Origin of the sequence: Knoellia sp. S7-12 (assembly GCF_040518285.1) — a bacterium.
Classification (GTDB): Bacteria; Actinomycetota; Actinomycetes; order Actinomycetales; family Dermatophilaceae; genus Knoellia.
Genome location: NZ_CP155449.1, coordinates 1183150 through 1209185, shown reverse-complemented (window position 1 = coordinate 1209185; position 26036 = coordinate 1183150). Strand labels below are relative to the sequence as shown.

Genomic DNA, 26036 nt, shown 5'->3' with positions numbered 1-26036 from the left:
ATGACGGTAGGTGTCCGTGTCCACACTGCCCCCCTGCCCTGACGTCGTCACGGCCTGGCCCCGACCAGTGCGCGACGGTCGCCGTCACCCGGCACGAGATCACCCGTCCTCGCGTCCATCACGGAGTAGCCCTCTCGTCCGGCCAGACGCGCCGCGATGTCGTTGGAGAGCGCGAACCAACCCTCGCCCACGACGACCTGAGTGGCGTGACAGCGCAGCGCCTCCTCCTGTCGGGACACGACCTCGGGGTCGATGACCGCATGCGTTACCACCACGTCATCGACCACGGAAGGTGCCACGGCATCGGATGGTGACGGGACGGCATACCCCGATTCTGGTGGCACATGTGTCGCGAGCCACGCACGATCCTCCGCGACCCAGGAACGAGGTGTCAGAGACACGAAGAGCGTTGGCGCAGAGGGATATTCGGCCAGTGCGGCCCGCACGGCATCATGGACCCGGATGTGGTCGGGGTGCCCGTAGCCACCTTCTGCGTCATAGGTGACGACGATGTCAGGGGCGATCTCCTCGATGGTGGAGCGCATCAGTGTGGCGACCTCCATGAAGTCGGCTGCAGCGAAGGCGCGGGGGTGGCTGAAGCCTGCCGAGCCGACCATTCCCGAATCCCTGTATGCCGGCTGGTCGCCGCTTGCGCCTACGCCTACGCCGAGCAGGTGGTGGGCGACGCCGAGGACCGACACGGCGCCGGCGAGCTCTCCCCGGCGATGATCGGCCAGCGGATCGCCGTCAGCGCCTTCGAGGTGCGCCAGCTCCGAAGGGATGACCTCGCCCTCCTCGCCGAGCGTGCAGGTGAGGACGTGGACGTCATCTCCCTGGGCGACGTGGTGGAGGATCGCAACACCGGTCGCCAGGGTCTCGTCGTCGGGGTGGGCGTGGACGAAAAGCAGTCGGCTCATTGGCGAACCGCGATGTCGGCGAACTCCACAACGCCGCCGGTGACCTCGTTGGCCGACAGATTGCGGACATCGCTGCCCGCGATGTACAGCGCACGACGCTCTGCGAGCCCGATGTAGGCGCCGAGTGTCTGGAGTTGCACATCGAGGGCGGTCCAGGCCCTCTCGCGATCCTCTCGGTCGGCGATGGTGTTGATCCGGGCCATCTCGGCATTGACCTTGGCGTCGTTGAAGTAGCCGTAGTCACGACCGGGTCCGGACGGCGTGATGTTGATGGAACTGTCGAACAGGGCAGGCAGGATCGTTCCGGCCGACGCCCATGCCGGCGCCCAGTTGGACCAGAAGACGTCATAGGACGTGGCCGCCGCTGGCTGGGTGATCGACGTGAAGTACTCGTCCTTGATCGGGGTGAGCTTCGGCGCAAAACCTGCCTCGGTCCAACCCGCGACGAGCGAGGCCATCGCCTTGTCTGCCACGGGGCTGGAGCGGTAGGCGACCCTGATCGGCACGGGGATGGTCAGGCCTGCCTTGCCGAGCAACACCTTGGCCTGGCCGGCATTCCCGCGGTTGCCGGCCTCGAGAGGATCGTCGGCATGGGCTGCCGGCAGCGCCTGGGGGATGAGAGAGGGCGTCGGTCGACCCGTCGCTCCACCGCCCAGGGCAGTCACATAGGCCTCGCGATTAGTCGCGACGGCCAGTGCCTGGCGCGCCTCAACCGATGCGAAGGTCGGGCTCTTGAGGTTGGGGACCAGGTAGTCGACCAGGCCGGTTCCCGCCGTCACCGAACGCTCCTTGAGCGCATCGACGGTGAGGATATGCTGCTGGATCGCCGGCGGCGCAGAACCCATCGCCACGGCACTGCGCGAATTGTCACCGTCCGCCATGATCTGCTGGGCAACGGTCTGGGTCTCGATGCCCTCTTGATAGTCGATGCGGTCCGGGAAGGCTCGGCGGACCTCGTCGGTCGAGGCGATCCAGTGCGGGTTGCGCACCCACGACCCTCCCGTCGATGCTCGCCAGGGGTCCGAGAGCTTGTAGGGCCCGTTGGAGAAGACCTCGAAGGTCCCGTCGGCGGCCTTGTCCTCGGACTTCTTCACCGGGGCGAACGCGGACTGGGTCACCATCTCGTTGAAGTCGCTCACCGGTGAGCTCAGGCCGAATGTGATGGTCGTGCCACGACAGGCCACGGCCTTGTCGTATGCCGCTATGCCAGCCGCTGCGGTCTTGGCCGCGACATAGGGGCCTGCATAGACGGAGCTGCCGTCAGGCTGCTTCGGCACGGCGAGCACGGCGAGCGCATCGGTGGATCCGCCGGTGATGACGGACGTGGCGAACGTCCGCGAGATGCCGTACTTGAGGTCTTCGCACGTGACCGGGCTGCCGTCCTCCCACGCAATCCCTTCGCGCAGCGTGAACGACCACGAGGTCAGGTCCTTGTTGGGCGTGCCGGTGTCGGTCGCCAGATCGCCCACGAGCCGCGATTGGTTCCCGGGGTCGGTGCTGGGCTTGTAGGCCGTGAGGGTCCGCAGGAACGTGCGGCCCGCGAAGGCTGCGTCGTCGCGCCCACCGATCCGCTGCGGGTCCCAGCTGAGCACCGGCCCGAGCGAGAGCGCCTTGAGCGTGCCACCACGTTCGTCGGTGCGCTCATGCGAGGCCGTGACAGCAGGAGTCGCGGACGGGTCGTCGTCGCCACCGAAGACGCTGCACCCGACGGCCCCACCCATGACGACCACGACCACCGCAGCCGTGAGCGCCCAGAGACGCCCTCGCTCGCGGCGAGGTCGATATCTGGCGGGGAGAGTACTCACGTGCTGCGCTCCTGAGCGGGATCCTGGTGGCAGGTCGCCTCAGGCCTTGCGACCGCGAGAAGCCGTGCGGCCGCGGACGGTCTGGTCGAGCTCGACCTTGCGGATACGGACTGCCTCCGGGGTCACCTCGACACACTCGTCCTCGCGACAGAACTCCAGAGCCTGCTCGAGGGTGAGGCGGCGGGGCGGAACGACCTTTTCGAAGTTGTCAGCAGAGGAAGCACGCACGTTCGTGAGCTTCTTCTCCTTGGTGATGTTGACGTCCATGTCGTCCGCACGCGAGTTCTCGCCGATGATCATGCCCTCGTAGACCTCGGTCGCGGGCTCGACGAACAGCGTGCCACGCTCCTGGAGGTTGACCATCGAGTAGGCGGTGACCGGGCCGGTGCGGTCGGCGACGAGCGAGCCGGACGTGCGGGTCGTGATGGTGCCGAACCACGGCTCGTAGGCTTCGAAGACGTGATGCGCGATGCCAGCGCCACGGGTGTCCGTGAGGAACTGCGTCCGGAAGCCGATGAGGCCACGTGAGGGCACGAGGAACTCCATGCGGACCCAGCCGGTGCCGTGGTTGGTCATCTGCTCCATGCGGCCCTTGCGCGCCGCGAGGAGCTGGGTGATGGCACCGAGGTACTCCTCCGGCGTGTCGATCGTGAGGCGCTCGACCGGCTCGTGGAGCTTGCCGTCGATCTGCTGCGTGACCACCTGGGGCTTGCCGACCGTGAGCTCGAAGCCTTCACGCTTCATCTGCTCGACGAGGATGGCCAGCGCGAGCTCGCCACGCCCTTGGACCTCCCAGGCGTCGGGACGCTCGGTCGGCAGCACACGGAGCGAGACGTTGCCGACGAGCTCCTTGTCGAGGCGGTCCTTGACCATCCGAGCGGTGACCTTGGAGCCACGGACCTTGCCGACCATCGGGCTGGTGTTGGTGCCGATCGTCATCGAGATGGCGGGCTCGTCCACGGTGATGATGGGCAGCGCGATGGGGTTCTCGGCGTCGGCGATGGTGTCACCGATCATGATGTCGGGGATGCCCGCGATGGCGATGATGTCGCCGGGGCGGGCCGACTTGCCGTCCTCGAGCGGCTTGCGCTCGAGGGCCTCGGTCATGAGGAGCTCGGTGATCTTGACGCGCTCGATGGTGCCGTCGTGCTTGCACCACGCAACCTGCTGGCCCTTCTTGATCTCGCCGTTGAAGACGCGCAGGAGAGCAAGGCGGCCAAGGAAGTTGGATGCGTCGAGGTTGGTGACGTGCGCCTGCAGCGGCGTCTCCGGGTCATAGGTCGGCGCCGGGATGGTGCCGATGATCGTCTCGAAGAGGGCCGTGAGGTCCTCACCGGTGGGCAGGCCACCGTTGTCGGGACGCTCCATCGACGCACGGCCGTTCTTGGCGGAGGCATAGACGATCGGGAACTCGATCTGCTCCTCGGTCGCCTCGAGATCCATGAAGAGCTCGTAGACCTCGTCGACGACTTCCTGGATGCGGGAGTCGGGACGGTCGACCTTGTTGATGCAGAGGATGACGGGCATGTTGGCAGCAAGGGCCTTGCGCAGGACGAAGCGCGTCTGCGGCAGCGGTCCCTCGGACGCGTCGACGAGCAGGACGACACCGTCGACCATCGACAGACCGCGCTCGACCTCGCCACCGAAGTCGGCGTGACCGGGGGTGTCGATGATGTTGATCGTCAGGCCGTCAGCCAGACCGGCATCGAGCGCCGCCTTGCCCGCGTAGTGCACCGCGGTGTTCTTGGCGAGGATCGTGATCCCCTTCTCGCGCTCCAGGTCACCGGAGTCCATGACGCGCTCGCCAGTGGACTCGACGGTGGCTCGGGCCTCGAAGGCACCGGACTCCCAGAGCATCTTGTCGACCAGAGTGGTCTTTCCGTGGTCGACGTGCGCGACGATGGCGACGTTTCGGATGTCGTCGCGAGTAGTGATGGGCATGATGCCAAGTGTCTCAGGACTTGGCTCATTGACGAAAACGGCGTCAGCGAGCCATCCGCGAACCGAGCATCCTGATGATCGGGAGGTCCGCTGGAAGCCACTCGACGGCATACAGATCAGCAGTCGTCAGCCAGCGCAGCTGGTCGTGGTCCTCGAGCGGTTTCGGGTCACCTCTGATGACCACGGCGAGGAACACAGTCATGGCGTATGCCGTGCCGAGCGGCCATCGTCCCCGCTCCATCGGGCCTTCCACGAGGTCACCAAGGACGACGTCGACGCCGAGCTCTTCCACCAGTTCCCGGTGCAGGGCCTCCACGCTGCTCTCCCCCGGATCGAGCTTGCCGCCCGGCAGCTCCCAGCCTCCGGCGAGGGACCGCGGCTCGGTGCGTCTGGCCGCGAGCAGCCTGGTCGGCTGCTCGAGGTCGTCGACGATCGCAGCAGCCACCACTTCAACGGGGCTCTTCGGCTCTTCGCTGCTCACGCCGCAGTTCCTCCTGACCTCTGGGTCTCACTCCGATAAACAATGCGCATGCTGGGGACCACGACGGATGAATGTCGCTATGGTCAACCCGACCATGGCAGTGAGGCACAGCACAGTCGCCCCGCTGCACGGTCGCACCACCCTTCGGGGGTCAACCGTGGCTCTCGAGGTTCGCACACCCAAGCGAGGTATCGATGACGTTCAAGCGCAAGGCGACGCCGTTCGCCGTGCTGACTGTTGCTGCGCTGGCCCTGACGGCCTGCGCCCAGTCGGACCGTGACGAAGGCACAGAGACGACTGGTACGAGTGACGGCGGCTCGTCCACCTTCACCTTCGGCGCTGCAGGCGCCCCCAGTGTGCTCGACCCCTTCTATGCCACCGACGGTGAGACCTTCCGGGTCACCCGTCAGATGTTCGAGGGCCTCGTCGGCATCAAGGCCGGCAGCGCCGAGGTCGAGCCCGAGCTCGCTGAGAAGTGGGAACCGGACGCCTCCGGCACCAACTGGACGTTCACGCTTCGCACCGGTGTGAAGTTTCAGGACGGCGAGCCGTTCAACGCTGACGCGGTCTGCAAGAACTTCGAGCGCATGTTTGACCAGAACGACGCCGGCCAGGTCCGCGGCGAGTACTGGGCCAACACCTTCGGTGCGTTCAAGGCCAAGGCCGCGGACTCCCTCTACAAGGGCTGCGAGGCCAAGGACGAGAAGACCGTGATCCTCTCGGTCACCCGCCCGACCTCCGGCTTCCCGACGTTCCTCTCGCTCGAATCGCTGTCGATGCAGTCGCCAAAGGCGATGACCGCCGGCAAGGCCAACGAGATCGCCGCACAGGGAGAGGGCTTCACCTTCCCCGCCTACGCGACGGCTCCCGTCGGCACCGGCCCCTACAAGCTCGAGAAGTACGACGAGGCCAACAAGACGGTCACGCTCGTGCGCAACGACGAGTACTGGGGCGAGAAGGCCAAGAACGCCAAGGTCGTCTTCAAGATCATCCCCGACGAGAGCACCCGTCGCCAGGAGCTGCAGGCCAAGAGCATCAACGGCTACGACCTGCCCAACCCGGCTGACTGGAAGGGTCTGGAGAGCGAGGGCAACAAGCTCGAGATCCGCAAGCCGTTCAACGTGTTCTACGTCGGCCTCAACCCCAACAAGAACCCGAAACTCCAGGACGTCAAGGTTCGCAAGGCCATCTACCAGGCCATCAACCGCGAACAGCTCGTCAAGACCCAGCTCCCTGAGGGCGCCACGGTCGCGACGCAGATGATGCCTGACACCGTGAGCGGCTACAACAAGTCGCTCGAGGCCACGAAGTACGACGCGGCAGCAGCCAAGGCCGCAATCACCGCGGCCGGAGGCCTGACGCTCAACTTCGCGTACCCGTCGGAGGTCTCGCGTCCGTACATGCCGAACCCGCAGAAGCTCTACCAGGCGATGGTCACCGACCTCGAGGCTGCAGGCATCAAGGTCACCCAGTCCACCAAGCCGTGGGCCGGCGGTTACCTCGACGGCGTTGACGCCGGCGCGTATGACGCCTTCCTCCTCGGCTGGACCGGCGACTACGACGCAGCTGCCAACTTCGTCGGCACGTTCTTCGGCAACCTCGCCCAGAACAACTTCGGTCTGGCCAAGCAGACCTTCGGCCCGACGCTCGCGGGCGACCTGGCCAAGGCCGACTCGATCGTCGACGAGGCCGAGCGCACCGCGGCCTACGAGAAGTTGAACCAGCAGATCCAGGAGGAGTACCTCCCGGCTCTCGCGATCAGCCACTCCCCGCCCGCGCTCGTGGTGGGCGACAACGTCGAGGGTGTTGTCCCCTCGCCGTTGACGGCAGAGGAGTTCAGCAGCGTGACCGTCGGCGGCAAGTGACCGTTCTGGTTCACCACCGTTGACGCAGGTGGCCGCCCCGGCGAAGACTCGCCGGGGCGGCCACCGCCATGATCACCGCCATTCCCCTGGGAGGTTTGCGTGCTGAGGTTCATCGTCAGGCGCTTGATACAGATGGTCGCCGTGCTGGCGGTCCTGTCGTTGTTGTTGTTCGTATGGCTCAAGTCGCTCCCCGGAGGCACGGTCTCCGCCCTGCTCGGTGAGCGCGCCACGCCCCAGTCCCGGGCCGCGCTCGAGAAGGTGCTCGGCCTCGACCAGCCACTGTGGTCGCAGTACCTGAGCTTCCTCGGCCGCATTCTCAAGGGAGACTTCGGAGTCTCCAACGGTGTTCTCGTGGGTCGGGACGCGCTCGACATCTTCCTGCAACGCATGCCAGCCACCCTCGAACTGAGCACGTTCGCGATGATCATCGCGGTGGCTCTCGGCATCCCGCTCGGCTACATGGCGGCCCGCCGCCACGGGTCGTTGCTCGACAACGCCTCGGTGATCACCTCGCTCGTCGGTGTCGCAATCCCCGTCTTCTTCCTCGCCTTCCTGCTCAAGTACATTTTCGCGATCAAGCTCGGCTGGCTCCCGGTGTCAGGGCGCCAGGGCAGCGAGATCGAGGGCACCCGAGTCACGGGGTTCTTCGTGTTCGACGGCCTCATCACCCGGGAGTTCGACGCGGCCTGGGACGCGTTCAAGCACCTCATCCTCCCGGCCGTCGCGCTCTCGAGCATCCCCTTCGCCGTGATCTTCCGGATCACCCGCGCGGCCGTGCTCGACGTCGTCGATGAGGACTACATCCGCACGGCGGAGTCCAAGGGCCTGTCGAACCGGATCATCCGTGGCCGCCACATCCTGCGCAATGCCATGCTTCCCGTCACGACGACCATCGGTCTCCAGATCGGTGCCCTCCTTGCTGGTGCGGTTCTCACCGAGCAGGTCTTCTCCTTTGGAGGCGTCGGTAACATCTTGGCCGAGTCCTTCACCAAACGCGACTACCCGGTGTTGCAGGTCGTCATCCTCGCGGCTGCCGCGGGTTATGTCATCGTCAACCTCCTGGTCGACATCGCGTACGCGGTCATCGACCCCCGAGTCAGGACGAGGTGACCTGATGACCAACAGCCCCATGGACCCCCGACCCAACGCCAGGAAGGACCGCATCGACTCGCTCGCGGCCACGGCTGGCGCCACGGCCGTCAAGGACTTGCAGATCGACACGGCTGGCGCCGTCAAGGACACCGGAGGCGTATCGCTCATCGCGAGCGCGTGGGCACGTCTGCGACGCAATCCGGTCTTCCTCTTCGGAGCGACGATCACCCTGCTGTTCGTCCTGCTCGCCATCGTCGCTCCGTGGATCGCTCCTCACGATCCGACCCTGCGTATTCCCGCGCTCCTCGATCGGCAGTCCGCGGCGAGCAAGGTCGTCGAGGCGATTCCGGGGCACTCGCTGGGTTCGGACGACTTCGGGCGGGACCTCCTCTCACGCCTCATCGTCGGGGCGCGCCAGACCCTCATCGTCGGTGTGTTCGCCACGGTGTTCGGCCTCATCGGCGGACTCTTCCTCGGCACGCTCGCTGGGGCCTTCGGTGGCTGGGTTGACTCGCTCGTGATGCGCATCGTCGACGTCATGCTGTCGATCCCGTCGCTGCTGCTCGCGGTGTCGATCTCGGCCTTGGCCCCGAAGCCCTCGCAGTGGACCCTCATCATCGCCATCGCGACGGTCCAGGTCCCGGTCTTCGCCCGCCTCCTCCGTGGGTCGATGCTCGCCCAACGCTCGAGTGACCACGTGCTCGCTGCGCGGGCCTTGGGCGTGAAGCAGAGCGCCATCGTCCTGCGGCACATGCTCCCGAACTCGCTCGGGCCGGTCATCGTCCAATCGACGCTCGTGCTCGCGACCTCGATCATCGATGCGGCCGCGCTGTCGTTCCTCGGTTTCGGCAACGCCGACGACCGTCAACCCGAGTGGGGCCAGATGTTGGGTGCAGCCCAGCAGTACATCTCGGACTACCCGCACCTGGCGTTCTACCCGGCCGCCTGCATCATCGTCGTCGCACTCGGCTTCACCCTCATGGGTGAGTCGCTACGTGAAGCCCTCGACCCCAAGAGCCGGAGGTGAACCGGAGATGACGAACACCGCGCTATCCCCGACTGCACACTCGAGTCACTCGAATGCGCACAGCAGCTCGGCCGAACCCCTCCTGTCCGTACGCGACCTGAAGGTGACCTTCCAACGCCAGGGACAGGAGCCCTTCGACGCCGTGCAAGGCGTCAACTTCGACGTGCGTCCCGGCCAGACCGTCGGCCTCGTTGGCGAGTCCGGCTGCGGCAAGTCCGTGACCTCGCTCGCGATCATGGGACTGCTCCCCAAGCGCGGCAACAAGGTCAGCGGCACTGTCACCTATGACGGCACGGATCTGCTCTCGCTCTCGGACCAGCAGATGCGGGACAAGCGGGGCAAGGACATCGCCATGGTGTTCCAGGACCCGCTGTCGTCGCTCAACCCGGTCATTCCCATCGGCATCCAGGTGACCGAGGTGCTCGAGCGCCACCGCGGGATGTCCCGCAAGGCGGCCACCCCGGTCGCCCGTGAGCTCCTCGACCGGGTCGGCATCCCCGATCCCAACCAGCGGCTCAAGGACTACCCGCACCAACTGTCCGGCGGCATGCGTCAACGGGCCCTCATCGCCATCGCTCTCGCCTGCCAGCCTCGACTCCTCATCGCCGACGAGCCGACCACCGCTCTCGACGTGACGATCCAGGCGCAGATCCTCGCCCTGCTCAAGGAGCTCGTGCAGGACACCGGCACGGCCCTGGTGATGATCACCCACGACCTCGGCGTCGTCGCCGGTCTGTGCGACGAGGTCAACGTCCTCTATGGCGGTCGGATCGTCGAGCGCGGCGAGCGACACGAACTCTTCGCTGAGCCCAGGCACCCCTACACGCACGGTCTGCTGGCGTCGATCCCCCGGCTCGACGCCCCTCGCGGGCAGCGACTCACACCCATTCCCGGCTCGGTGTCCGACAACCTTCCGTGGACCAGCGCCTGTGCCTTCGCGCCTCGCTGCTCCCAGCCCATCGAGGTGTGCACCCAGGTGATGCCCGAGCTCGAGGAGCAGCACAGCCGAGCGCTGCGCTGCCACAACCCTGTGGAGGTCCCCCGATGAGTGCCCAGCCGGACGACAACGCGACCACGGAAGGTGAACAGGGGTCCCACGCTCTGGGTGGGACGGCATACGCCGATGGTGACGTCCTCGTCGACGTGCGCGGGATCAAGGTCCACTTCCCCATCAAGCGCGGCGTGATCTTCGACAAGACGATCGGCCATGTCTATGCAGTGGACGGGGTCGACCTGCAGATCCGACAGGGCGAGACCTACGGGCTCGTCGGCGAGTCCGGGTGCGGCAAGTCCACGCTCGGTCGCGCCATCCTCAACCTTGAGCCGCCCACGGACGGGTCGGTCACCTTCGACGGCATCGACATCGCCTCACTCAAGGGCGAGGAGCTGCGGCGCAAGCGCCAGGACATCCAGATGGTCTTCCAGGACCCGCTGTCCAGTCTCGACCCGCGCCAGTCGGTCGAGTCACTCCTCTTCGAGGGCATGAAGGCGCACGGCATCGCCAAGAACTCCAAGGAGGCCCGCCCCAGGCTCGTCGAGCTGCTCAACGCGGTCGGCCTGCCCGAAGCCGCCCTGGCGAAGTACCCGCACGAGTTCTCCGGTGGTCAGCGTCAGCGCATCGGCATCGCCCGGGCCCTGTCGGTCAATCCGAAGCTGATCGTCGCCGACGAGCCGGTGTCCGCACTCGACGTGTCGGTCCAGGCACAGGTCATCAACCTGCTCGAGGACCTGCAGGAGGAGTTCGGGCTGACCTACCTGGTCATCGCGCACGACCTCGCCGTCGTCCGGCACATCAGCGACCGGATCGGCGTCATGTATCTCGGTGCGCTCGTCGAGGAGGCCGACGCCGATGACCTCTATGCCGAGCCTTTGCACCCCTACACGCGCGCCCTCATGTCGGCCGTCCCGGTGCCGGATCCAGTCGTCGAGGACGCCCGCGAGCAGATCCTGCTCACCGGCGACCTGCCCTCGCCGTCGAACCCGCCGACCGGGTGTCGGTTCCACACGCGCTGCCCATGGCGGCAGGAGACGAAGTGCGACACCGAGCGACCCGTGTTGCGCGTGCCCGACATCCCGGGCGTGGGCCAGAGCCATCGCGTGGCCTGCCACTGGACCGAACAGATCCAGTCCGGTGAGATCACCCCGCACGAGGTCGCACCGACGCTCACTGACGCCAGCGACCTCGACTCCGGCGAGGACTCGCTCATGGGCCCGGCATCCATCTCGGAGGCATTGTGAGCAAACGCCTCCGTCGCACCTGCGAATCCGGAATCATCGCCGTGAGCATCACCCTCATCGCATGAGTGAATGACCTGGAGGTCACATGAACATCCGACGCATGGCCGCAGCGGCGGCGATCGCCGCAGGGCTTGTCGCAGGATCCGCGCTGGCCGCCCAGGCCATCACCGGCGGCCAGCCTGACGGCGAGGGCCACCCCAACGTCGGCTTCATCGCGTTCTATGACGCGACTGGCCGTTACCGCTGCACCGCGAGCCTCGTCTCCCCGACAGTCCTCGTCACCGCCGCGCACTGCACCGACGGCACGCTCGGCAAGACGGCCATCACGTTCAAGACCAAGATCGCCGAGGCACCGCCGTCGCCGTTGCCGGTCGCGGCTGACGTGACCAAGGGCTACACCTCGGCAGAGCTCAAGGCCGCTGGCTACTACTCCGGCACCGCGCACACGCACCCGGAGTACTCCGACTTCACCGACATCAGGAACTGGAACGACGTCGGCGTGATCGTCCTCGACGAGCCGATCACCTCGATCGCTCCGGTCAAGGTCGCGCCGTCGGGCTTCCTCAACAAGTTCACGCCCAACGTGCTCAACCAGACGCTCTTCACCTCCGTCGGCTACGGCACCGAGGTGCGCCAGGCCGAGACCGGGCCCAGGAAGCCGACCCCGCAGTCCTACCCGCTGCTGCGTCGCGTCACCGACGAGAAAGGTCAGAAGCTCACGCCGCAGATCCTCCAGGTCAACGGCAACGAGAACGACCCATTCGGCGGCGGCGGCACCTGCTTCGGTGACTCCGGCGGCCCGACGTTCAAGAACGGCTACCAGGTCACCGTGACGAGCTACGGCTACACATCGAACTGCCGCTACCTGGGTGGCCTCCAGCGCATCGACATCCCGGTCGTGCAGAACTGGCTCGCCGACTTCGGCGTCGCACCCGCAGCCTGATCGCTCCATCCACGGCCGCACACGGCCGTAGCCGCCGAGGCCAGCTCCCTGCCCGGGAGCTGGCCTCGCTGGACGTTCGGCCGCTTTCGGGTCAGGCTGTGCGCATGAGCCGCCTGCTGACCGAAGAAGAGATCGAGCGACAGCTCGAAGGCCTGCCGTTGTGGTCGCGCGAAGGCGATGCCATCGTCGCGACGATCGAGGCCCCGGACTTCCCGGCGGCCATTCGCATCGTCGCCGAAGCGGCCGAGGTCGCCGAAGAGATGAACCACCACCCGGACATCGACATCCGGTGGCGCACGACCTGTTGGTTGCTCACGACCCACGACGCCGGTGGCCTGACCCAGCTCGACATCGAGCAGGCCCACCGGATCATCGAGATCGCCCGACGCCACGGTGTCACTGTCGGTGAGTGAGTCAGCTTGGCTGCTGGACGAACACGACGAGCCCCACCACTCCGGCATCGGTGAACGCCTCAACTGGTTGCGGGCCGCCGTGCTCGGAGCCAATGACGGCATCGTCTCGACGGCGGGCATCGTCATCGGCGTGGCCGCCGCGACGACCGAGCGGTCGACGATCCTCACCGCCGGCCTTGCCGGCCTGGCGGCTGGCGCGATGAGCATGGCCGTCGGCGAATACGTCTCCGTCAGCACCCAGCGCGACACCGAGAATGCTCTCCTCGCCAAAGAGCGGCGCGAGTTGCGCGAGGAGCCCGAGGCCGAGCTCGAGGAGCTCGCGCAGATGTATGCCGACAAGGGCCTCTCGCCGGAACTGGCCCACGAAGTGGCCATCCAACTCACGGCACACGACGCCCTGGGCGCCCACGCGGAGACGGAGCTGGGCATCGACCCTGAGGCGCTCACGAATCCGATGCAGGCGGCATACGCGTCGTTCGTGTCGTTCACGGTGGGTGCGCTGGTGCCGTTGCTCGCGATCCTGCTCGTCGCAGTCAGCGCTCGCGTGCCCGTCACCGTGGTCGCCGTCATCGCCGCCCTGCTCGGGACCGGCTGGCTCAGTGCGCGCCTCGGCTCGTCACCTATCGGACCGGCCGTACGCCGCAACATCATCGGAGGTGTCCTGGCAATGGCCGTGACCTATGCGATCGGATCTCTCGTGGGGACGCAGATCTGATGACGCGCTATCTCGTCGTCCAGCACGAGGCCGAGGCACCCGCAGGTTGGCTATCGGAACGCTGGGCCCAGCAGGGAATCGAGCTCGACCTCGTGCGTTCGGACCTCGGCGAGCCCATCCCCGAGGTCTGGGCACACGACGGACTTGTCGTCCTGGGCGGCGCGATGAACGCCAACGACGATGCGCACTTCTCCTGGCTCGCGCCGACGCGGGAACTGATCCGAGCAACGGTCGCGGACGGCATACCGACTCTGGGTGTCTGCCTTGGGCTCCAACTGATGAACGTGGCCCTCGGTGGCGAGGTCATCCTCAACCCCCAAGGCCGCATTGTCGGCCTGGTTCCGTTGTCGCTCAGTGCCGCTGGCGAGTCCGACCCCTTGCTCGCCGGCCTGTCCGGCCGCGAGGTTGTGCACTACAACGGCGACGTGGTGAGCCGCCTACCCGACGGGGCCACGGTGCTCGCGACGTCACCTGACGGGTCCGCCCAGGCCGTGAGATTCGGGCCTCGCGCGTGGGGCGTTCAGTTCCACCCCGAGACGACTCCAGAGGTCTTCGAGGACTGGATGGCCACCTTCGTGCTCGAGGGCGATGAACCGGCCGATGGGCCGAAGAGGTGGCTCGAGGACGTGGACGCCCGCCGAGACGCCGTTCGAGACACCGGGTATGCCGTGGCCGACGCCTTCACCCGCGCCTGACTCTGGTTTGGGTCGCCCCTCAGTCGCCGGCTGTGGCCCGGAACAGGACTGCGGCCAGTTCGGACTCCGTGACCTGCTCAAAGGACACCGGCGTGCCGTCGGGACCGGTGAGCGGCAGGTTCCAGTTGGGGTATTCGGCGTCGGTGCCGGGCTGGTTGATCGCGCGTCGGTCGCCCACGACATCGGCCAGTGAGATGGCACGCAGGGCGCTCGGGGTGTGACCGAGCCAGCGGTGCATTGCCTCGATGACCGACGGGAGCCCGGCCCCCGGCTCGAGCCAGCCGCGAGCCACGAGCGCGTCGCGGAGCCTGGCGATCGACTGTTCCTCGTGGGCCCGCTCCTCCTCGACGGGGCGGGTGAGGAGGCCAAGGCGCTCACGGATGTCCACATGCTCGAGCGTGAGGAAGCCCGCAGTGGGTGGCAGGTCGTGCGTCGTGACGGACGACAGGCAGAGCTCGCGATAGGCCTCGGGAGGCGTGGGCGCGTCGTCGGTGTTCTCGAACCACAGGATGCTCGTGCCGAGCACGCCGCGCTCCTGCAGGTAGTCGCGGGTGATCGCCGGCACGACGCCGAGGTCCTCGCCGATGACCACGGCCCCGGCGCGTTGCGCCTCGAGACACAGGATGCCGATGAGTGCCTCATGGTCGTAGGTGACGTAGGTGCCGTCCGCGGGCGTCAGTCCTTCGGGGATCCACCAGAGGCGGAAGAGGCCGATGACGTGGTCGACGCGTATCCCACCGGAGTCGCGCAGAACCGTGCGAACCATGTCGCGGAAGGGCGCATAGCCCAGCTCGGCGAGACGTTCGGGATGCCACGGCGGCTGTGACCAGTTCTGGCCGAGCTGGTTGAACTGGTCGGGCGGCGCTCCCACCGTGACTCCGCGGGCGAGGGCATCGGCAAGCCCCCACGAGTCCGCACCTCGGGGATGGACGCCGACGGCAAGGTCGTGGATGACGCCGAGCGACATGCCCGCATCCTTGGCCTCACGCTGGACCTCACCGAGCTGACGGTCGAGCAGCCACTGCAGCCACATGTGGAAGCCGACGAGCTCCTGCTGGGTCGCCGTGAACTCGGCCACGGCAGGGTTCGAGGGGTCGTGATACTCGGCCGGCCACTGCGACCAGGGCAGCCCGTGCCGCTCGGCGAGTGCACACCAGGCGGCGAAGGTCGCGAGGCCATCTCCCTCGCGTTCCCGGAATCGGTCGAAGTCACGTGCGCGCCGACCCTCGAGTTCGACGGCGTGCACCAGTCCCAGCGCCTCACGCTTGGCCGTCCATGCTGCGTCGCGGTCGATCGTGTCGGCGGTGTTGAGCGCCTGCGCCGAGGCCGCGAGCTCGGCCACCCGGGCACGACCCGTCTCATCGAGACGCACCAGCTCGGGGATGTCTTCGACGCGAAGGTAGATCGGATTGACGAAACGCCGGGTGGCCGGCAGATAGGGCGAATCCTCCATCGGCGCAACAGGTTCCGCCGCGTGGAGCGGGTTGATGAGGACGAACTCGGCGCCGAGGTCGGTGGCCGCCCACGACGCGAGATCGCCGAGGTCGGCAAGGTCGCCGACTCCCCAGGAGCCTGCTGAGCGCACCTGATAGATCTGCGTCATCAGTCCCGTGACACCGCCGTGGCGAAGGACCTCGGGCAGCTCGAGCCGACTCGGCGTGACCACGAGGGTCGAGATCTCGCTCCCGTCCAGCACCGCCGGCTGGTCAAGCCGGGCAACGAGGCGATGCCACCCGGTCGGCAGGTCCCCCGGAAGCTCAAAGGTGGCCTCGCCAAGCTCACGACCATCGACGACTCTGGGGTGGACCCATCGTTCGACCTGCGGCACGTCGCGCGTGCTGCCGTCCTCGAGTTCGACCGTGAGCGAGATGGCGCCCCCGTGGGGCACGTGCGCATGGATCCATGGAGTCCAGCCCTCACGGCATACGACGGTTGCCGGCAAGGTGCGGCGCCACGGACGGTCCTCGACGTCCGCCAAGGCAGTGGTGATCGACTCCTCCGAGACGACATCGACCCCGAGCGCGGTGAGGACACTGCGGAGCGCGGCATCCCCGATGACGGTGTGGGCGCCCTTCCAGTCCACGAACTCGGTCGCCACCCCGTGGGCGCGAGCAAGTTCGAGGAGGGCGTCGGACGGTGCGGCCGGAAGCATGCCTCCATCCTGCACGTCCGCGAGCCACAACACGCAAAGGGCGTCGCCGCAACCGCGACGACGCCCTTTGGCTCAGCTCCGGATCACGATCAGGGGCTGGGAGTGCTCTCGCGCGGTCCCACGTCAAGACGCTCCACCCGGGGATCACCGGCGTCGGCGAAGTAGTCGCCCCTGATCGTCTCGTCGATGCCGTTGGACACCTTGGCCGCGTGGAGCACGGCGCTGAGGACGGCGGAGATGACGAGGTTGATGACGAACGCCGTCATCGCGATGTAGCCCATCTGCGCGATTCCGGGGATGTTGGCGAGCGAGCCACCAAAGTGGGCTCCCGTCACCGGGTTGATGACGTTGTAGGCCGAATAGGTGCCATAGACCATGCCCACGGCCCAGCCTGCGAGCAGGGCCCAGCGGTGGAACCAGCGGGTGTAGAGCCCGAAGACGATCGCGGGGAACGTCTGCAGGATCCAGATGCCGCCCAGGAGCTGGAAGTTGATCGCGTTCTGCTTGTCGAGGAGCAGGACGAAGATGAGCGCGAAGCCCTTGACCACGAGCGACACCAACTTGGAGACCTTGGCCTCCTGCTGCGGCGTCGCGTTCGGCTTGATCCACTCCTTGTAGATGTTGCGGGTGAACGTGTTCGCCGCCGCGATCGACATGATGGCCGCGGGCACGAGGGCGCCGATGGCGATGGCCGCGAATGCCACTCCTGCGAACCAGCTCGGGAACATGTCCTCGAACAGCTGCGGGATGACGAGCTGGGCGTTGGGCTTGCCGTCGAGGCCGATCGGCTTGGTACCGGCGGCGATCGCCACCCACCCGAGGAGGGCGAGGAGCCCGAGGACGAACGAGTATGCCGGAAGGATCGCCGCGTTGCGTCGGATGACATTGCGGCCGCTCGCCGAGAGCGTCGCGGTGATCGAGTGCGGGTACATGAAGAGTGCAAGCGCCGAGCCGAGGCCCAACGTTGCGTAGGCCCACATCTGCTCACTGCCCGGGATGAATGCGCCGTTCGGCTTGCCCGTGGCGGGGTTCGTCGCCGCCATCTTCTCCTGGGCGGCGCCGAACACGTTGTCCCAGCCACCGACCTTGGACGGGAGGTAGACGATCGCCACAATGATCACCAGATAGATCAACGTGTCCTTGACGAACGCGATCATGGCCGGTGCGCGCAGACCGCTGCTGTAGGTGTAGGCGGCGAGCAGCGCGAACGCGATGAAGAGCGGTGCGTCCTTGGCGACCCAGTTGTCGCCGCCACCCACTCCGACTACCTCGAGGACGGCCTGGATTCCGACGAGCTGGAGGGCGATGTAGGGCATGATCGCCAGGAACCCCGTGATGGCGACCGCGAGCGAGAGCTCCCGGCTGCCATAACGACCCTTGACGAAGTCTGCCGGCGTGACGTAGCCGTGACGGTGACTCACCGACCACAGTCGCGCCATGAACACGAAGATGATCGGGTAGAGCACGATCGTGTAGGGGACCGCGAAGAACCCGGCCACCGAGCCGAGCGCGAACATCGCGGCCGGGACGGCAACGAACGTGTATGCCGTGTAGAGGTCACCTCCGAGGAGGAACCACGTGACCCAGGTGCCGAACGAGCGTCCGCCGAGGCCCCATTCGTCGAGAGACTCCATGCTCGTCGGACGGCGCCAGCGCGTGGCCAGGAAGCCCATCACGGTGACGAGAAGGAACAGGGCAATGAGGATGGTCAGTGCGACGTAGTTGACGCCGCCCTCGTTCGCGGCAGGAAGTGCATTGCTGAGCAGGGTCATCGGACGTCCTCCGGTCCGTCGAAGGGCTGGCCGTCGTGCAGGTCGTCGTCAGTGTTGTCACCGATCGTCGCGCCCCGCTCGTGGCGGCCGTGATGACGGCGGCGACGGGAGTGGCGCTCGACGTCGCCCATCGGGCGGTGCGGCCGAGCCTTGAGAACGAGGCGATACGCGGCATATGTCATCGCGGAGCACAGGAAGACCCAGAGGAACTGGTACCAGATGAAGAACGGGAAGCCCCAGAGCTTCGGCTCGATCCTGGCGTAGGAACTCACCCACATCAGCGCGACGATCGGGAGGGCGAGCAGCACGCCGGCCAACGCCAGCAACTTCTTGTCGGCAGGTGGGACCGTGTCATGGTCCACGACCTCGTGTTCGTCCACGAGAACAACCTCTTTCGTCTGGATGCGGGCGCCGTTGCGCGCACCCGCGAACACTAGGGGGTCGGCGTGGTCCACGCCACAGTGGCACGCCGAAACCCCGTTTGCGGGCACAGCCGCACCACGACATCGGGGGGGAATGGGGACGCCCGAGGGCTTCGACTACGCCTAGGGATCCGACGGCAGCGTCGTCATGACGCACCACGGCCAGACGGCAAGGGTGCCGCGCGGTCGGCGCGGCCGAGGTCAGCCGAGCTGCCCGCGCACTGCCCCTGCCGGGTATGCCGCGTTGTGGACGTTGACGTAGAAGTCACCTGGGCTCCGGACCAGTTCCAGGGCTAGCTCGCGGGTCACAGCGGCGCAGCCGCTCGACGATCCCGAGGTGGGCGCGGCCAGCGGGATGACGACCGGGCCAGCGACGGTGGTCGGGGCGCGGTGCACATGTGCGGCGGTCGCAGGGTCGATGTCGGCCACCGTGATGACGTAGCAGACCTCGGCCTGGCCCGGGTTGACCTTGAGCATGGCCGTGCCGGAGCCGTCGGGGTCGCCCGGTCCGGGACGCTCGGCGGAGCCAGTCATCTCGACGGTGATGGGGCGGCCGCCGTCTGCCGCCATGGCGTTCGGAACTCCGATGAGACCGGTGGCGCCTACGGCCACGGCAGAGAAAGCGGCGATCTTGAGGCGAACAGACATGGTTCCTCCTAGGACCCGGTACCCGCGGAAAGCGAGCATCTTTCACCGTAGACCTGCCAGGTCACGCCACGCCAGACCCACTTGGGGCCGGCCCGGGCCAGCCCAGATGCCGGGGCTTCATGTACCCAAGGTCTCGCGCAAGTGGGCGAGGGCGGCGTCCGCATTGTCGTCGCGCACATCCACAGGCACGGGCGGGAGCAGGTCATCCCAGATCGCCATGTAGGTCCCCCGCAATTGGGTCATCCCCAGCGGTCGGGCGATGAACCACACGTGTGCGTGCTCCGCGCCATCACCCCAGCGACTCACGTGACAGCGTCCGACGCTGGGCAGCGACTCGACGGCGCGCACGAGTGCAACGGTGAGCACGCCGAACTCCCCCGCTCGCTCGACCGACAGGGTGTCGAGGTCACCATGCTGTCGCGGTTCGAGGATGAGGATCACCGGGCTGCCCGACGGTGGCGCAACCTTGATCTGCCAGTGCTCGTTGGTCCAGAGGATCGGCCAGCCACCGGCCCCATCGCCTCGGCACGGACACCCTGGACCGCCCACACCCATCCGCGGCTTCTCCTCCTCGAGGGGAGCAAGCGTCTTGACCCTCAGCTCAGTGGCCTCGAAAGGGAAGGCGTCCCAGGCCGGCATACCTGCTGGGTCGAGCGGGAGGCGACCGGTCGCGGACTGCGCGGCAACGACACGGGCAGCAAACTCTTGGATCGACTCGGGCATCCCCAGACACTAGGCGTGATCGACTGGGGATCATGGAGATCCAACGCGTCGTCCCCGACCTCACCGTCCACGACCTCGCGGAGGCGGTGACAACGCACTCCACGGTGCTGGGGATGCACGTCGTCATGGACCTCGGTTGGATCGTCACCATCGCTGACGACTCCGGCCACCAGCTCAGCCTCATGACGAAGGACGCGAGCGCATCAGTGAATCCGGACGTGTCCGTCTTCGTTGACGACGTCCATGCGGCGTATGCCGTCGCACAGGCTCTCGACGTCGACGTCGTTCACCCGCTCACGGACGAGCCGTGGGGTGTGACGCGCTTCTTCTATCGGGACGCGTCCGGCCACGTGGTCAACGTCGGTTCCCACTTCTGAGGCGCGACGACGTCGACTCAGGAGAAGGTGACGCGGGTCAGCTCGGTCGATGTCGACCACAGGCGCGAGGCATCGTCCAGGCTGCGTAGTGGTGGCCACAGCTTCTGCTCACCCGGAGGACCCCCAGCGTTCCCGGGCCACTGGGGCCCATAGAGTCCGCCATCCTTGGCATCGGCTCCAATTGCGGCCACCAGGGCGGGGAGTTTCGCGGTCTCGACGCTCCCGACGAGGAGCCCTCGGGCCGAGAGCCAGCGGATCGTCCGCACCTGCACGGTGTCCTTTGTCCGACCCATCTCGGGCCGGGCGGCGAGGAGGCTCGTCGGTGCAACGCCCGGGTGCGACAGGTTGCTCGTGATCCCCCACTTCGCGGCAGCGCTGCGACGGCTGAGCTCGAGTCCGAAGAGGCCGACCGCGATCTTGGACTGCTGATAGGCACGCATGCCGTCGTACTCGCGCTCCCACTCCAGGTCATCCCAGCTGATCTCTCCGCTGCGTGCCGCGATGCTCACCTGCGACGTGACGTGGGCCTGTCCAGCCTTGAGGAGCGGCAGCAACCCACCTGTCAGGGCGAAGTGGCCGAGGTGGTTCGTGCCGAACTGCAACTCGAAACCGTCTGTGGTGACCTGCCGCTCTGGAGGTGTCATGACGCCCGCATTGTTGATGAGCAGGTGGATCGGCGAGCCATCAGCGCGCAGCGTGTCGGCGGCGGCGGCGACCGACTCGAGAGACGACAGGTCCAGGTCGACCAGGCGCAGTTCGGCGTCGGGGTGTTGCTCACGGATCGTCGTGACCGCGACCTCACCCTTGCTCCGGTTCCGGACGGGCAGGACCACCTCGGCTCCCGCGCCTGCAAGTTCCGTCGCGATCCCGAGGCCGAGTCCATCGCTCGCCCCTGTGACCACAGTCCGCTTCCCGGAGAGGTCGGGAATCGTGAGGTCGTATTTCCTGCCTGCCATGCGTGCACTCCTGAGCCGGTTCGTTGTGTGCGCCGATCGGTGCACACAACCACCCTCTCTGCTCTCGCCAGGGTTAACCACGGCCTGACGATCCGTGGCTGCGCGGGCCACCTCGGGGAGATGATGGGCCAATGATCGATCGAGAGGGGTTGGCCGGGTTTCTGCGCGTTCGTCGCGAGTCGCTCCAACCCGAGGACGTGGGTATGCCGCGTGGCGCCCGCAGGCGAACCAGCGGGCTGCGCCGCGAAGAGGTCGCAGTGCTGTGCCACATGTCGACCGACTACTACTCGCGGCTGGAACGCGCACGAGGCCCACAACCTTCCGAGCAGATGATCGCCTCGATCGCGCAGGGCCTACACCTGTCACTCGACGAGCGTGACCATCTCTTCCGGCTCGCGGGTCACCGTCCGCCAGCGCGACGACCCGGCGGCGAACACATCAGCCCCGGCATGCTCCGGATCTTCGACCGGCTCGGCGACACCCCCGCCGAGATCGTGACAGAGCTCGGCCAGACGTTGCGCCAGAACCCGCTCGGTGCCGCACTGGTCGGGGATCTGAGCCGAGTCACCGGGCCGGCAAGGAGTATCGGCTACCGCTGGTTCACCGATCCCTCCGCCCGCAGACTGCACCCGCCCGAGGACCACCAGTTCTTCTCACGGATGTATACCGCCGGCCTGCGAGGCGTCCTCACCCTGCGCGGCCCCGACTCCGAGGCCGCCCACCTCGCGGAGCTGCTCACCTCGCAGAGCGAGGAGTTCCGCCTCCTCTGGCAGGAGCATGAGGTCGGCATCAAGCCCCGAGAGGTCAAGCGCTACGAGCACCCGACCGTAGGGCTCCTCGAACTGACCTGTCAGATCCTGCTCGACCCGGAGCAGGCGCACATGCTGCTCGTCTACACCGCGGCCCCCGGCAGTGAGAGCTACGAGAGGTTGCAGCTGCTCGCCGTGATCGGTGCCGCACTGGCACCGTGACACCGGCAGGCGTCATACGTTGAAGCGGAACGTTCACGGCCCTTTCGGTCGGTTTTGGCTCTTACGCGCATTGTGCACAGACCTGCACGAACAATTCGTCGCGATTGCGGGCGATGTTCAGGGTTCGTCGTTGCTGCGCGTCTTGGTGAGGGCACGCTGAGGGTAGAAGAGCACTCGGCGTTGTTAGCCAAGGGCGTCCACGGTGCCGCGTCCTAGATTGCGATCCACCGCTTGAGCCACGACGGCGACATTCCGAAGTTCTTAGCGACGCGCGCAAGGAGGGTATCTGAGTCGCGATAGATCCGTATGGCGTCCTCTAGGGACTCCTCAGGGGAAGGCCTTCGACAGGGTGCACATCCTTCCAGCCTCGACACCCATCGACGCAGCTAGATGTCATCTAGTCGTGCTGCACACCCGAGCGACATATAGACCAGACGTGCCCGACGCCTGGAAACAGGCTGACTGATGGACGCGACCGATCGCATCTGGCATTGCGCAGGTAGCGAGGGTTGGCGTCCCGGCCACATGGGCCGGTACGCCAAGACGGAACTACAACGTCACCGCCGCAATCGTCAGGAGGTCAGCGATGGTGAACTCGCCATGCTGAGCCCCGAGCGTTGGTCGCCAGTCGGGTTGAGCCTTGAGGAACGAGGACGGATCGTTCTCGGCGAGGCCGACGAGCACCTCGGCGACCACCCGACCGCCGATCGGACCCAGCGACTGTCCGCTGCGCTGGACCTCGGCCTCCTTGAGGAACCAGAACCATAGGGGGCTGCCGTGTGGAAGGCCACTCTGTACCGCAACGCTCATAGGGTCGAGTCCGACCTTGCCAGCGACAGCCGTGGCGAAGTCTTCCCCGCTCGGCAGCTCGACCGCTACGCCTCGCTTGATGTTGAGCAGTGCGAGCGAGCGGCGCATGTGGTCGATTGAGGCGGGCAGTGAGTGCAGTGGCGGGGCGATCCTGGTGTCGAACAGGCGAGCTCGCTGCGTGTCGGGACCCGAGGTGGGCAACCCGTCGAAGAACCGGTGCCACTCGATCTCCCAGCCGGCGGGAAGTCGGCGGAAGCCCCGCAGGTCGGCGAGCGGGTTCGCGTCGCCATCGGACGAAAACACCGGCAGCGGCGAGAGACCGACGTTGAGAAGGTAGGCGTCACGCACGAGACTGTGCCCGAAACGGTAGGCAGCCGCTGAGAACTCCACCGGCATCCACGGTTTGCGTCGAACGTTGTAGAGCCGCAGGTCGGAGTCGAGTCGGTCCTTCTTGTCCCGCTTCAGCACCGCGCTCATCGTGTCTGCTCCGACGATGGCGGGCAGGAACCCCATCAGCACCAACCACTGGTAGTGCCACCGCACCAATGTGACGATCTGAGCGAAGGTCGGGCGGTAACCGACCGGCGCGCCGCCGCCCCAGCCCCCTACAGGGGTGGCCGGCACCCCGCCGACCAGTGTCGGGTCCGCTCGGACCCGGTCGACGACGTGGTTGTGGAACTCAACGAAAGCCAGGTGCAACTGCGAGATGATGACGTGCACGTCGTTGCGCGGGTCGCCGACGAGCGCCCGGCCCTGGTGGTTGCGATTCAGGTCCCGCGCCGCGTACTCGGGCGGGTTGACGCCGAGGAGCAGTTTGTCAGGGTCGTTCTGGTCGTACAGCCAAGGGTTCGCAGACGGTCCCAGACCGTAGACCGAGTCCAGGTCAAAGCGGGGCGTCCTGAAGTTCTCAAGCGCGTCGGGATCGTTGGCTTGGTCGAGCAGGGACGTGGGGTCGAAGGTGACGTCGTGGTCGACGAACTGGGCGAAGTAGGTCCAACCGGCAGGCGCGGCCACGTCCGAGGCTGTCGGCGTGCCGCTCCAGCCACCACCTGCCCCCTGGTCACCGGCATCCACCATCATATTGACGACGTTCTGGATCTGTGTCTCGTCCAGCACCAGCGGCGGCAGACCGCGGAACAGGCGGCCGAACTTGCCCGTTTCGGTCGTCGACCGAGGAACGTTGCCAATTCCTCGAGTCGGCGTCGCACCGTGGGCCGCGGGCGGCAGCGGCGCTGCGGATCCGTCGTCGGCAGGACTTTCCGTCATAGCTCGGTCTCCACTCTAGTAGTAGTCGTTCGCGTTCATGTTGAGCGAGTCCGCTATTGCGAACGCACGACTCGACAGTGACACAGAGATGCGGGATCCGTCAATGCGAACGGTCTATCGTTAGTGAGGATGACGGCGATAAGACGGCTCTCCGCGCTCGAGGAGGCGATGCGCCTCCGACCGGGCGTAGCGCCGGACGTCCTGATCGAGACACTGGCCGAGCAGCTCACCCTCGACGGCGAGGTCGAACCACCCGTCGACATGCGGTTACTCGCCAGCCTGCAGTCGATCATCGAAATCACCCAAACAGTCAGCTCGCACTCGGGATGCTTGATCAATGACCGCGGACGACTCCGCATCGAGCTCTGCGCCACGGACAGCGCGGTACGACAGAACTTCACGATGGGTCACGAGATCTGCCACACGCTGCTGCCCGGATTCACCATGACCACGAACTTCAGATGCAACCCCGGCGCTTCGAAACCAAAAGCCGGTGCAGAGCTGAAGGTTGAGTGGCTGGCTGACGTCGGCGCCAGCGAGCTGCTACTCCCCCGCCGCTTCGTCCAGGACTCGTTCGCCGGCGCGCAGTTCGGGTGGGACAGCATCGAGACCGTCGCTGCCGCGTATGGCGCCAGCCTTGCGGCAACCGCTCGGCGTTACGTACGGCTGTCCGCCATGCCCTCGTTCTTCGCCAGTCTCGAGTTCGCCGCAAGCCGGAGCAACCCACAACCCGAGCTTCGAGTCACCAGTGCATCGTGGTCCTCCGGTCTCGAAGTCTTCATCCCGCGCAACAAGTCCGTACCCCGAGAGCATCCGATTTTCCAAGCAACCCAAGGCGAGTACGTCGACGAGATCACCGACATGCGATCCCTCTGCCTATCAGGCGGCTACCGGGTCGCTGCCCGCCCGTACCCGTACAACAACCACGAAGGCGAGAGCGTCATGCGCGTACTAGCACTAGGCCTAGCAGCGACCGCAGCTGGACGGCCAGGCCGATGAGTCCCGCTCGGAGCTACCAGTCGCCCTTGAATGACGCACCAGTCATCGGCGCCCGTATACGCGAGCTGCGCAACCAAACCAGCATGTCGTTAACCGAACTCGCGACCCGCGCCGGCGTCAGCAAGTCCTACCTATCCACCGTCGAGAACGGCACAGGAAGCCGACCCGGCGTCGCGATCCTCCACAAGCTCGCGACGGCACTCGGCGTCACCCTCGGCGATCTACTCGGCCGCAGCGTCCAAGCCAACGAGCAACAAGCAGTACCGGAATCCCTACGCGTCTTTGCAACGCAAACAGACCTGCCAGAAGCAGACATCGCCATGCTCGCGGGCATCAAGTTCCGCGGAGAAGCCCCGCGAACCCCCGAACGCTGGAAATTCATCTACGACGCCATAGTCATGAGCGGCAAGGCCGAAGGCAACCAACGCTAGACCTGCCGCGATCGCGAGATTTTGTCGACGTTCAAGCGATGCCCCCGTGCCGGATGCGCCACAGTCCTCTAGTGTGGTCCAGTCGCCGACAGACACGCGTGCGGACGATCTGCCTTCGGGAGTGGGTTAAAGCGCTAGGAGTGGTTGGGGACGGCGAACAAGTAGCGGTGTCCATATCGCGACGCTCAGTCACAGCGACTGTTCCACGACGGCACCGTTTCCCTCGGGTGGGGCACCAGCGGCGACGACTTCGGTCGGAACCTGGTGCGCTGCCGCGCGGAGGGTCGGTTCGAGGGAGGCGCGAGCTGCCTCTGTCCGGCATCGTGCAGGTCGACCTGACCGCCTGATGATGTCGCGCCGGGCAGTGGTGTTATTAG

At 66.5% G+C, this 26036-nt stretch carries 24 protein-coding genes; 13 read left to right on the top strand and 11 right to left on the bottom strand.

What is annotated here, in order from left to right:
• Positions 1-47: 47 nt before the first annotated feature.
• The 4 genes from mshB to V6K52_RS05830 are packed head-to-tail and all read right to left on the bottom strand — an operon-like array spanning position 48 to position 5144.
• Positions 48-917 (bottom strand): N-acetyl-1-D-myo-inositol-2-amino-2-deoxy-alpha-D-glucopyranoside deacetylase, encoded by an 870-nt coding sequence (mshB, locus tag V6K52_RS05845; RefSeq protein WP_353952947.1) that lies wholly within the window; start codon positions 915-917, stop codon positions 48-50.
• Entirely contained in the window at positions 914-2722 is a 1809-nt protein-coding gene (locus tag V6K52_RS05840) for an ABC transporter substrate-binding protein (protein ID WP_353952946.1), read from the bottom strand. The genes mshB and V6K52_RS05840 overlap by 4 nt, the downstream gene beginning before the upstream one ends.
• Before the next feature lie 39 nt (positions 2723-2761).
• On the bottom strand, positions 2762-4663 hold the full coding sequence (typA, locus tag V6K52_RS05835; protein WP_353952945.1) for a translational GTPase TypA: 1902 nt from the start codon (positions 4661-4663) through the stop codon (positions 2762-2764).
• Between the two features lie 43 nt (positions 4664-4706).
• On the bottom strand, positions 4707-5144 hold the full coding sequence (locus V6K52_RS05830; protein WP_353952944.1) for a (deoxy)nucleoside triphosphate pyrophosphohydrolase: 438 nt from the start codon (positions 5142-5144) through the stop codon (positions 4707-4709).
• Positions 5145-5338: 194 nt separating this feature from the next.
• Between V6K52_RS05830 and V6K52_RS05825 the strand changes: the two genes are divergently transcribed.
• The 9 genes from V6K52_RS05825 (at position 5339) to V6K52_RS05785 (ending at position 14132) form a co-directional block, all read left to right on the top strand.
• Positions 5339-7009, top strand: coding sequence for an ABC transporter substrate-binding protein (locus tag V6K52_RS05825; protein ID WP_353952943.1), 1671 nt, complete (start codon positions 5339-5341; stop codon positions 7007-7009).
• A gap of 99 nt (positions 7010-7108) precedes the next feature.
• Entirely contained in the window at positions 7109-8119 is a 1011-nt protein-coding gene (locus V6K52_RS05820) for an ABC transporter permease (RefSeq protein ID WP_353952942.1), read from the top strand.
• A gap of 4 nt (positions 8120-8123) precedes the next feature.
• Positions 8124-9128, top strand: a complete 1005-nt coding sequence (locus V6K52_RS05815) for an ABC transporter permease (protein WP_353952941.1) — start codon at positions 8124-8126, stop codon at positions 9126-9128.
• Between the two features lie 7 nt (positions 9129-9135).
• Entirely contained in the window at positions 9136-10176 is a 1041-nt protein-coding gene (locus V6K52_RS05810) for an ABC transporter ATP-binding protein (protein WP_353952940.1), read from the top strand.
• The gene (locus V6K52_RS05805) at positions 10173-11366 is read left to right on the top strand and encodes an ABC transporter ATP-binding protein (protein ID WP_353952939.1); all 1194 of its coding nucleotides are present in this window, start codon (positions 10173-10175) and stop codon (positions 11364-11366) included. The genes V6K52_RS05810 and V6K52_RS05805 overlap by 4 nt, the downstream gene beginning before the upstream one ends.
• A gap of 85 nt (positions 11367-11451) precedes the next feature.
• Positions 11452-12309, top strand: coding sequence for a trypsin-like serine protease (locus V6K52_RS05800; protein ID WP_353952938.1), 858 nt, complete (start codon positions 11452-11454; stop codon positions 12307-12309).
• A gap of 104 nt (positions 12310-12413) precedes the next feature.
• A complete protein-coding gene (locus tag V6K52_RS05795; RefSeq protein WP_353952937.1) occupies positions 12414-12722 on the top strand; it encodes a 4a-hydroxytetrahydrobiopterin dehydratase in 309 nt (102 codons plus the stop codon).
• A complete protein-coding gene (locus V6K52_RS05790; RefSeq protein WP_353952936.1) occupies positions 12715-13437 on the top strand; it encodes a VIT family protein in 723 nt (240 codons plus the stop codon). The genes V6K52_RS05795 and V6K52_RS05790 overlap by 8 nt, the downstream gene beginning before the upstream one ends.
• The gene (locus V6K52_RS05785) at positions 13437-14132 is read left to right on the top strand and encodes a type 1 glutamine amidotransferase (protein ID WP_353952935.1); all 696 of its coding nucleotides are present in this window, start codon (positions 13437-13439) and stop codon (positions 14130-14132) included. Before V6K52_RS05790 ends, V6K52_RS05785 begins: the two co-directional genes overlap by 1 nt.
• Positions 14133-14151: 19 nt before the next feature.
• On the opposite strand, the gene malQ is transcribed toward V6K52_RS05785, so the two are convergent.
• The 5 genes from malQ to V6K52_RS05760 form a co-directional block, all read right to left on the bottom strand.
• Entirely contained in the window at positions 14152-16284 is a 2133-nt protein-coding gene (gene malQ, locus V6K52_RS05780; protein ID WP_353952934.1) for a 4-alpha-glucanotransferase, read from the bottom strand.
• 89 nt (positions 16285-16373) lie between these two features.
• Positions 16374-18056, bottom strand: a complete 1683-nt coding sequence (mctP, locus tag V6K52_RS05775; RefSeq protein WP_353952933.1) for a monocarboxylate uptake permease MctP — start codon at positions 18054-18056, stop codon at positions 16374-16376.
• Positions 18053-18436, bottom strand: coding sequence for a DUF3311 domain-containing protein (locus V6K52_RS05770; protein ID WP_353952932.1), 384 nt, complete (start codon positions 18434-18436; stop codon positions 18053-18055). The genes mctP and V6K52_RS05770 overlap by 4 nt, the downstream gene beginning before the upstream one ends.
• 243 nt (positions 18437-18679) lie before the next feature.
• Positions 18680-19126 (bottom strand): CHRD domain-containing protein, encoded by a 447-nt coding sequence (locus V6K52_RS05765; protein WP_353952931.1) that lies wholly within the window; start codon positions 19124-19126, stop codon positions 18680-18682.
• 117 nt (positions 19127-19243) lie between these two features.
• Positions 19244-19849, bottom strand: coding sequence for a hypothetical protein (locus V6K52_RS05760; RefSeq protein WP_353952930.1), 606 nt, complete (start codon positions 19847-19849; stop codon positions 19244-19246).
• Between the two features lie 32 nt (positions 19850-19881).
• Here V6K52_RS05760 and V6K52_RS05755 point away from each other — a divergent pair, with 32 nt between their 5' ends.
• Positions 19882-20226 carry a VOC family protein gene (locus tag V6K52_RS05755; protein ID WP_353952929.1) on the top strand — a complete coding sequence of 115 codons (345 nt, stop codon included), beginning with the start codon at positions 19882-19884 and terminating at the stop codon, positions 20224-20226.
• Between the two features lie 17 nt (positions 20227-20243).
• Here the strand turns inward: V6K52_RS05755 and V6K52_RS05750 are convergent, their stop codons facing one another.
• Positions 20244-21182: an SDR family oxidoreductase gene (locus V6K52_RS05750; protein WP_353952928.1), complete on the bottom strand. Its 939-nt coding sequence runs from the start codon at positions 21180-21182 to the stop codon at positions 20244-20246.
• Positions 21183-21313: 131 nt separating this feature from the next.
• Between V6K52_RS05750 and V6K52_RS05745 the strand changes: the two genes are divergently transcribed.
• Positions 21314-22153, top strand: a complete 840-nt coding sequence (locus tag V6K52_RS05745; protein ID WP_353952927.1) for a helix-turn-helix transcriptional regulator — start codon at positions 21314-21316, stop codon at positions 22151-22153.
• A gap of 549 nt (positions 22154-22702) precedes the next feature.
• Here V6K52_RS05745 and V6K52_RS05740 read toward each other — a convergent pair.
• On the bottom strand, positions 22703-24229 hold the full coding sequence (locus V6K52_RS05740; protein WP_353952926.1) for a hypothetical protein: 1527 nt from the start codon (positions 24227-24229) through the stop codon (positions 22703-22705).
• 129 nt (positions 24230-24358) lie between these two features.
• On the opposite strand from V6K52_RS05740, the gene V6K52_RS05735 reads away from it, so the two are divergent.
• Positions 24359-25228: an ImmA/IrrE family metallo-endopeptidase gene (locus V6K52_RS05735; RefSeq protein WP_353952925.1), complete on the top strand. Its 870-nt coding sequence runs from the start codon at positions 24359-24361 to the stop codon at positions 25226-25228.
• Between the two features lie 26 nt (positions 25229-25254).
• Positions 25255-25659 (top strand): helix-turn-helix transcriptional regulator, encoded by a 405-nt coding sequence (locus V6K52_RS05730; protein WP_353952924.1) that lies wholly within the window; start codon positions 25255-25257, stop codon positions 25657-25659.
• Positions 25660-26036 lie beyond the last annotated feature (377 nt).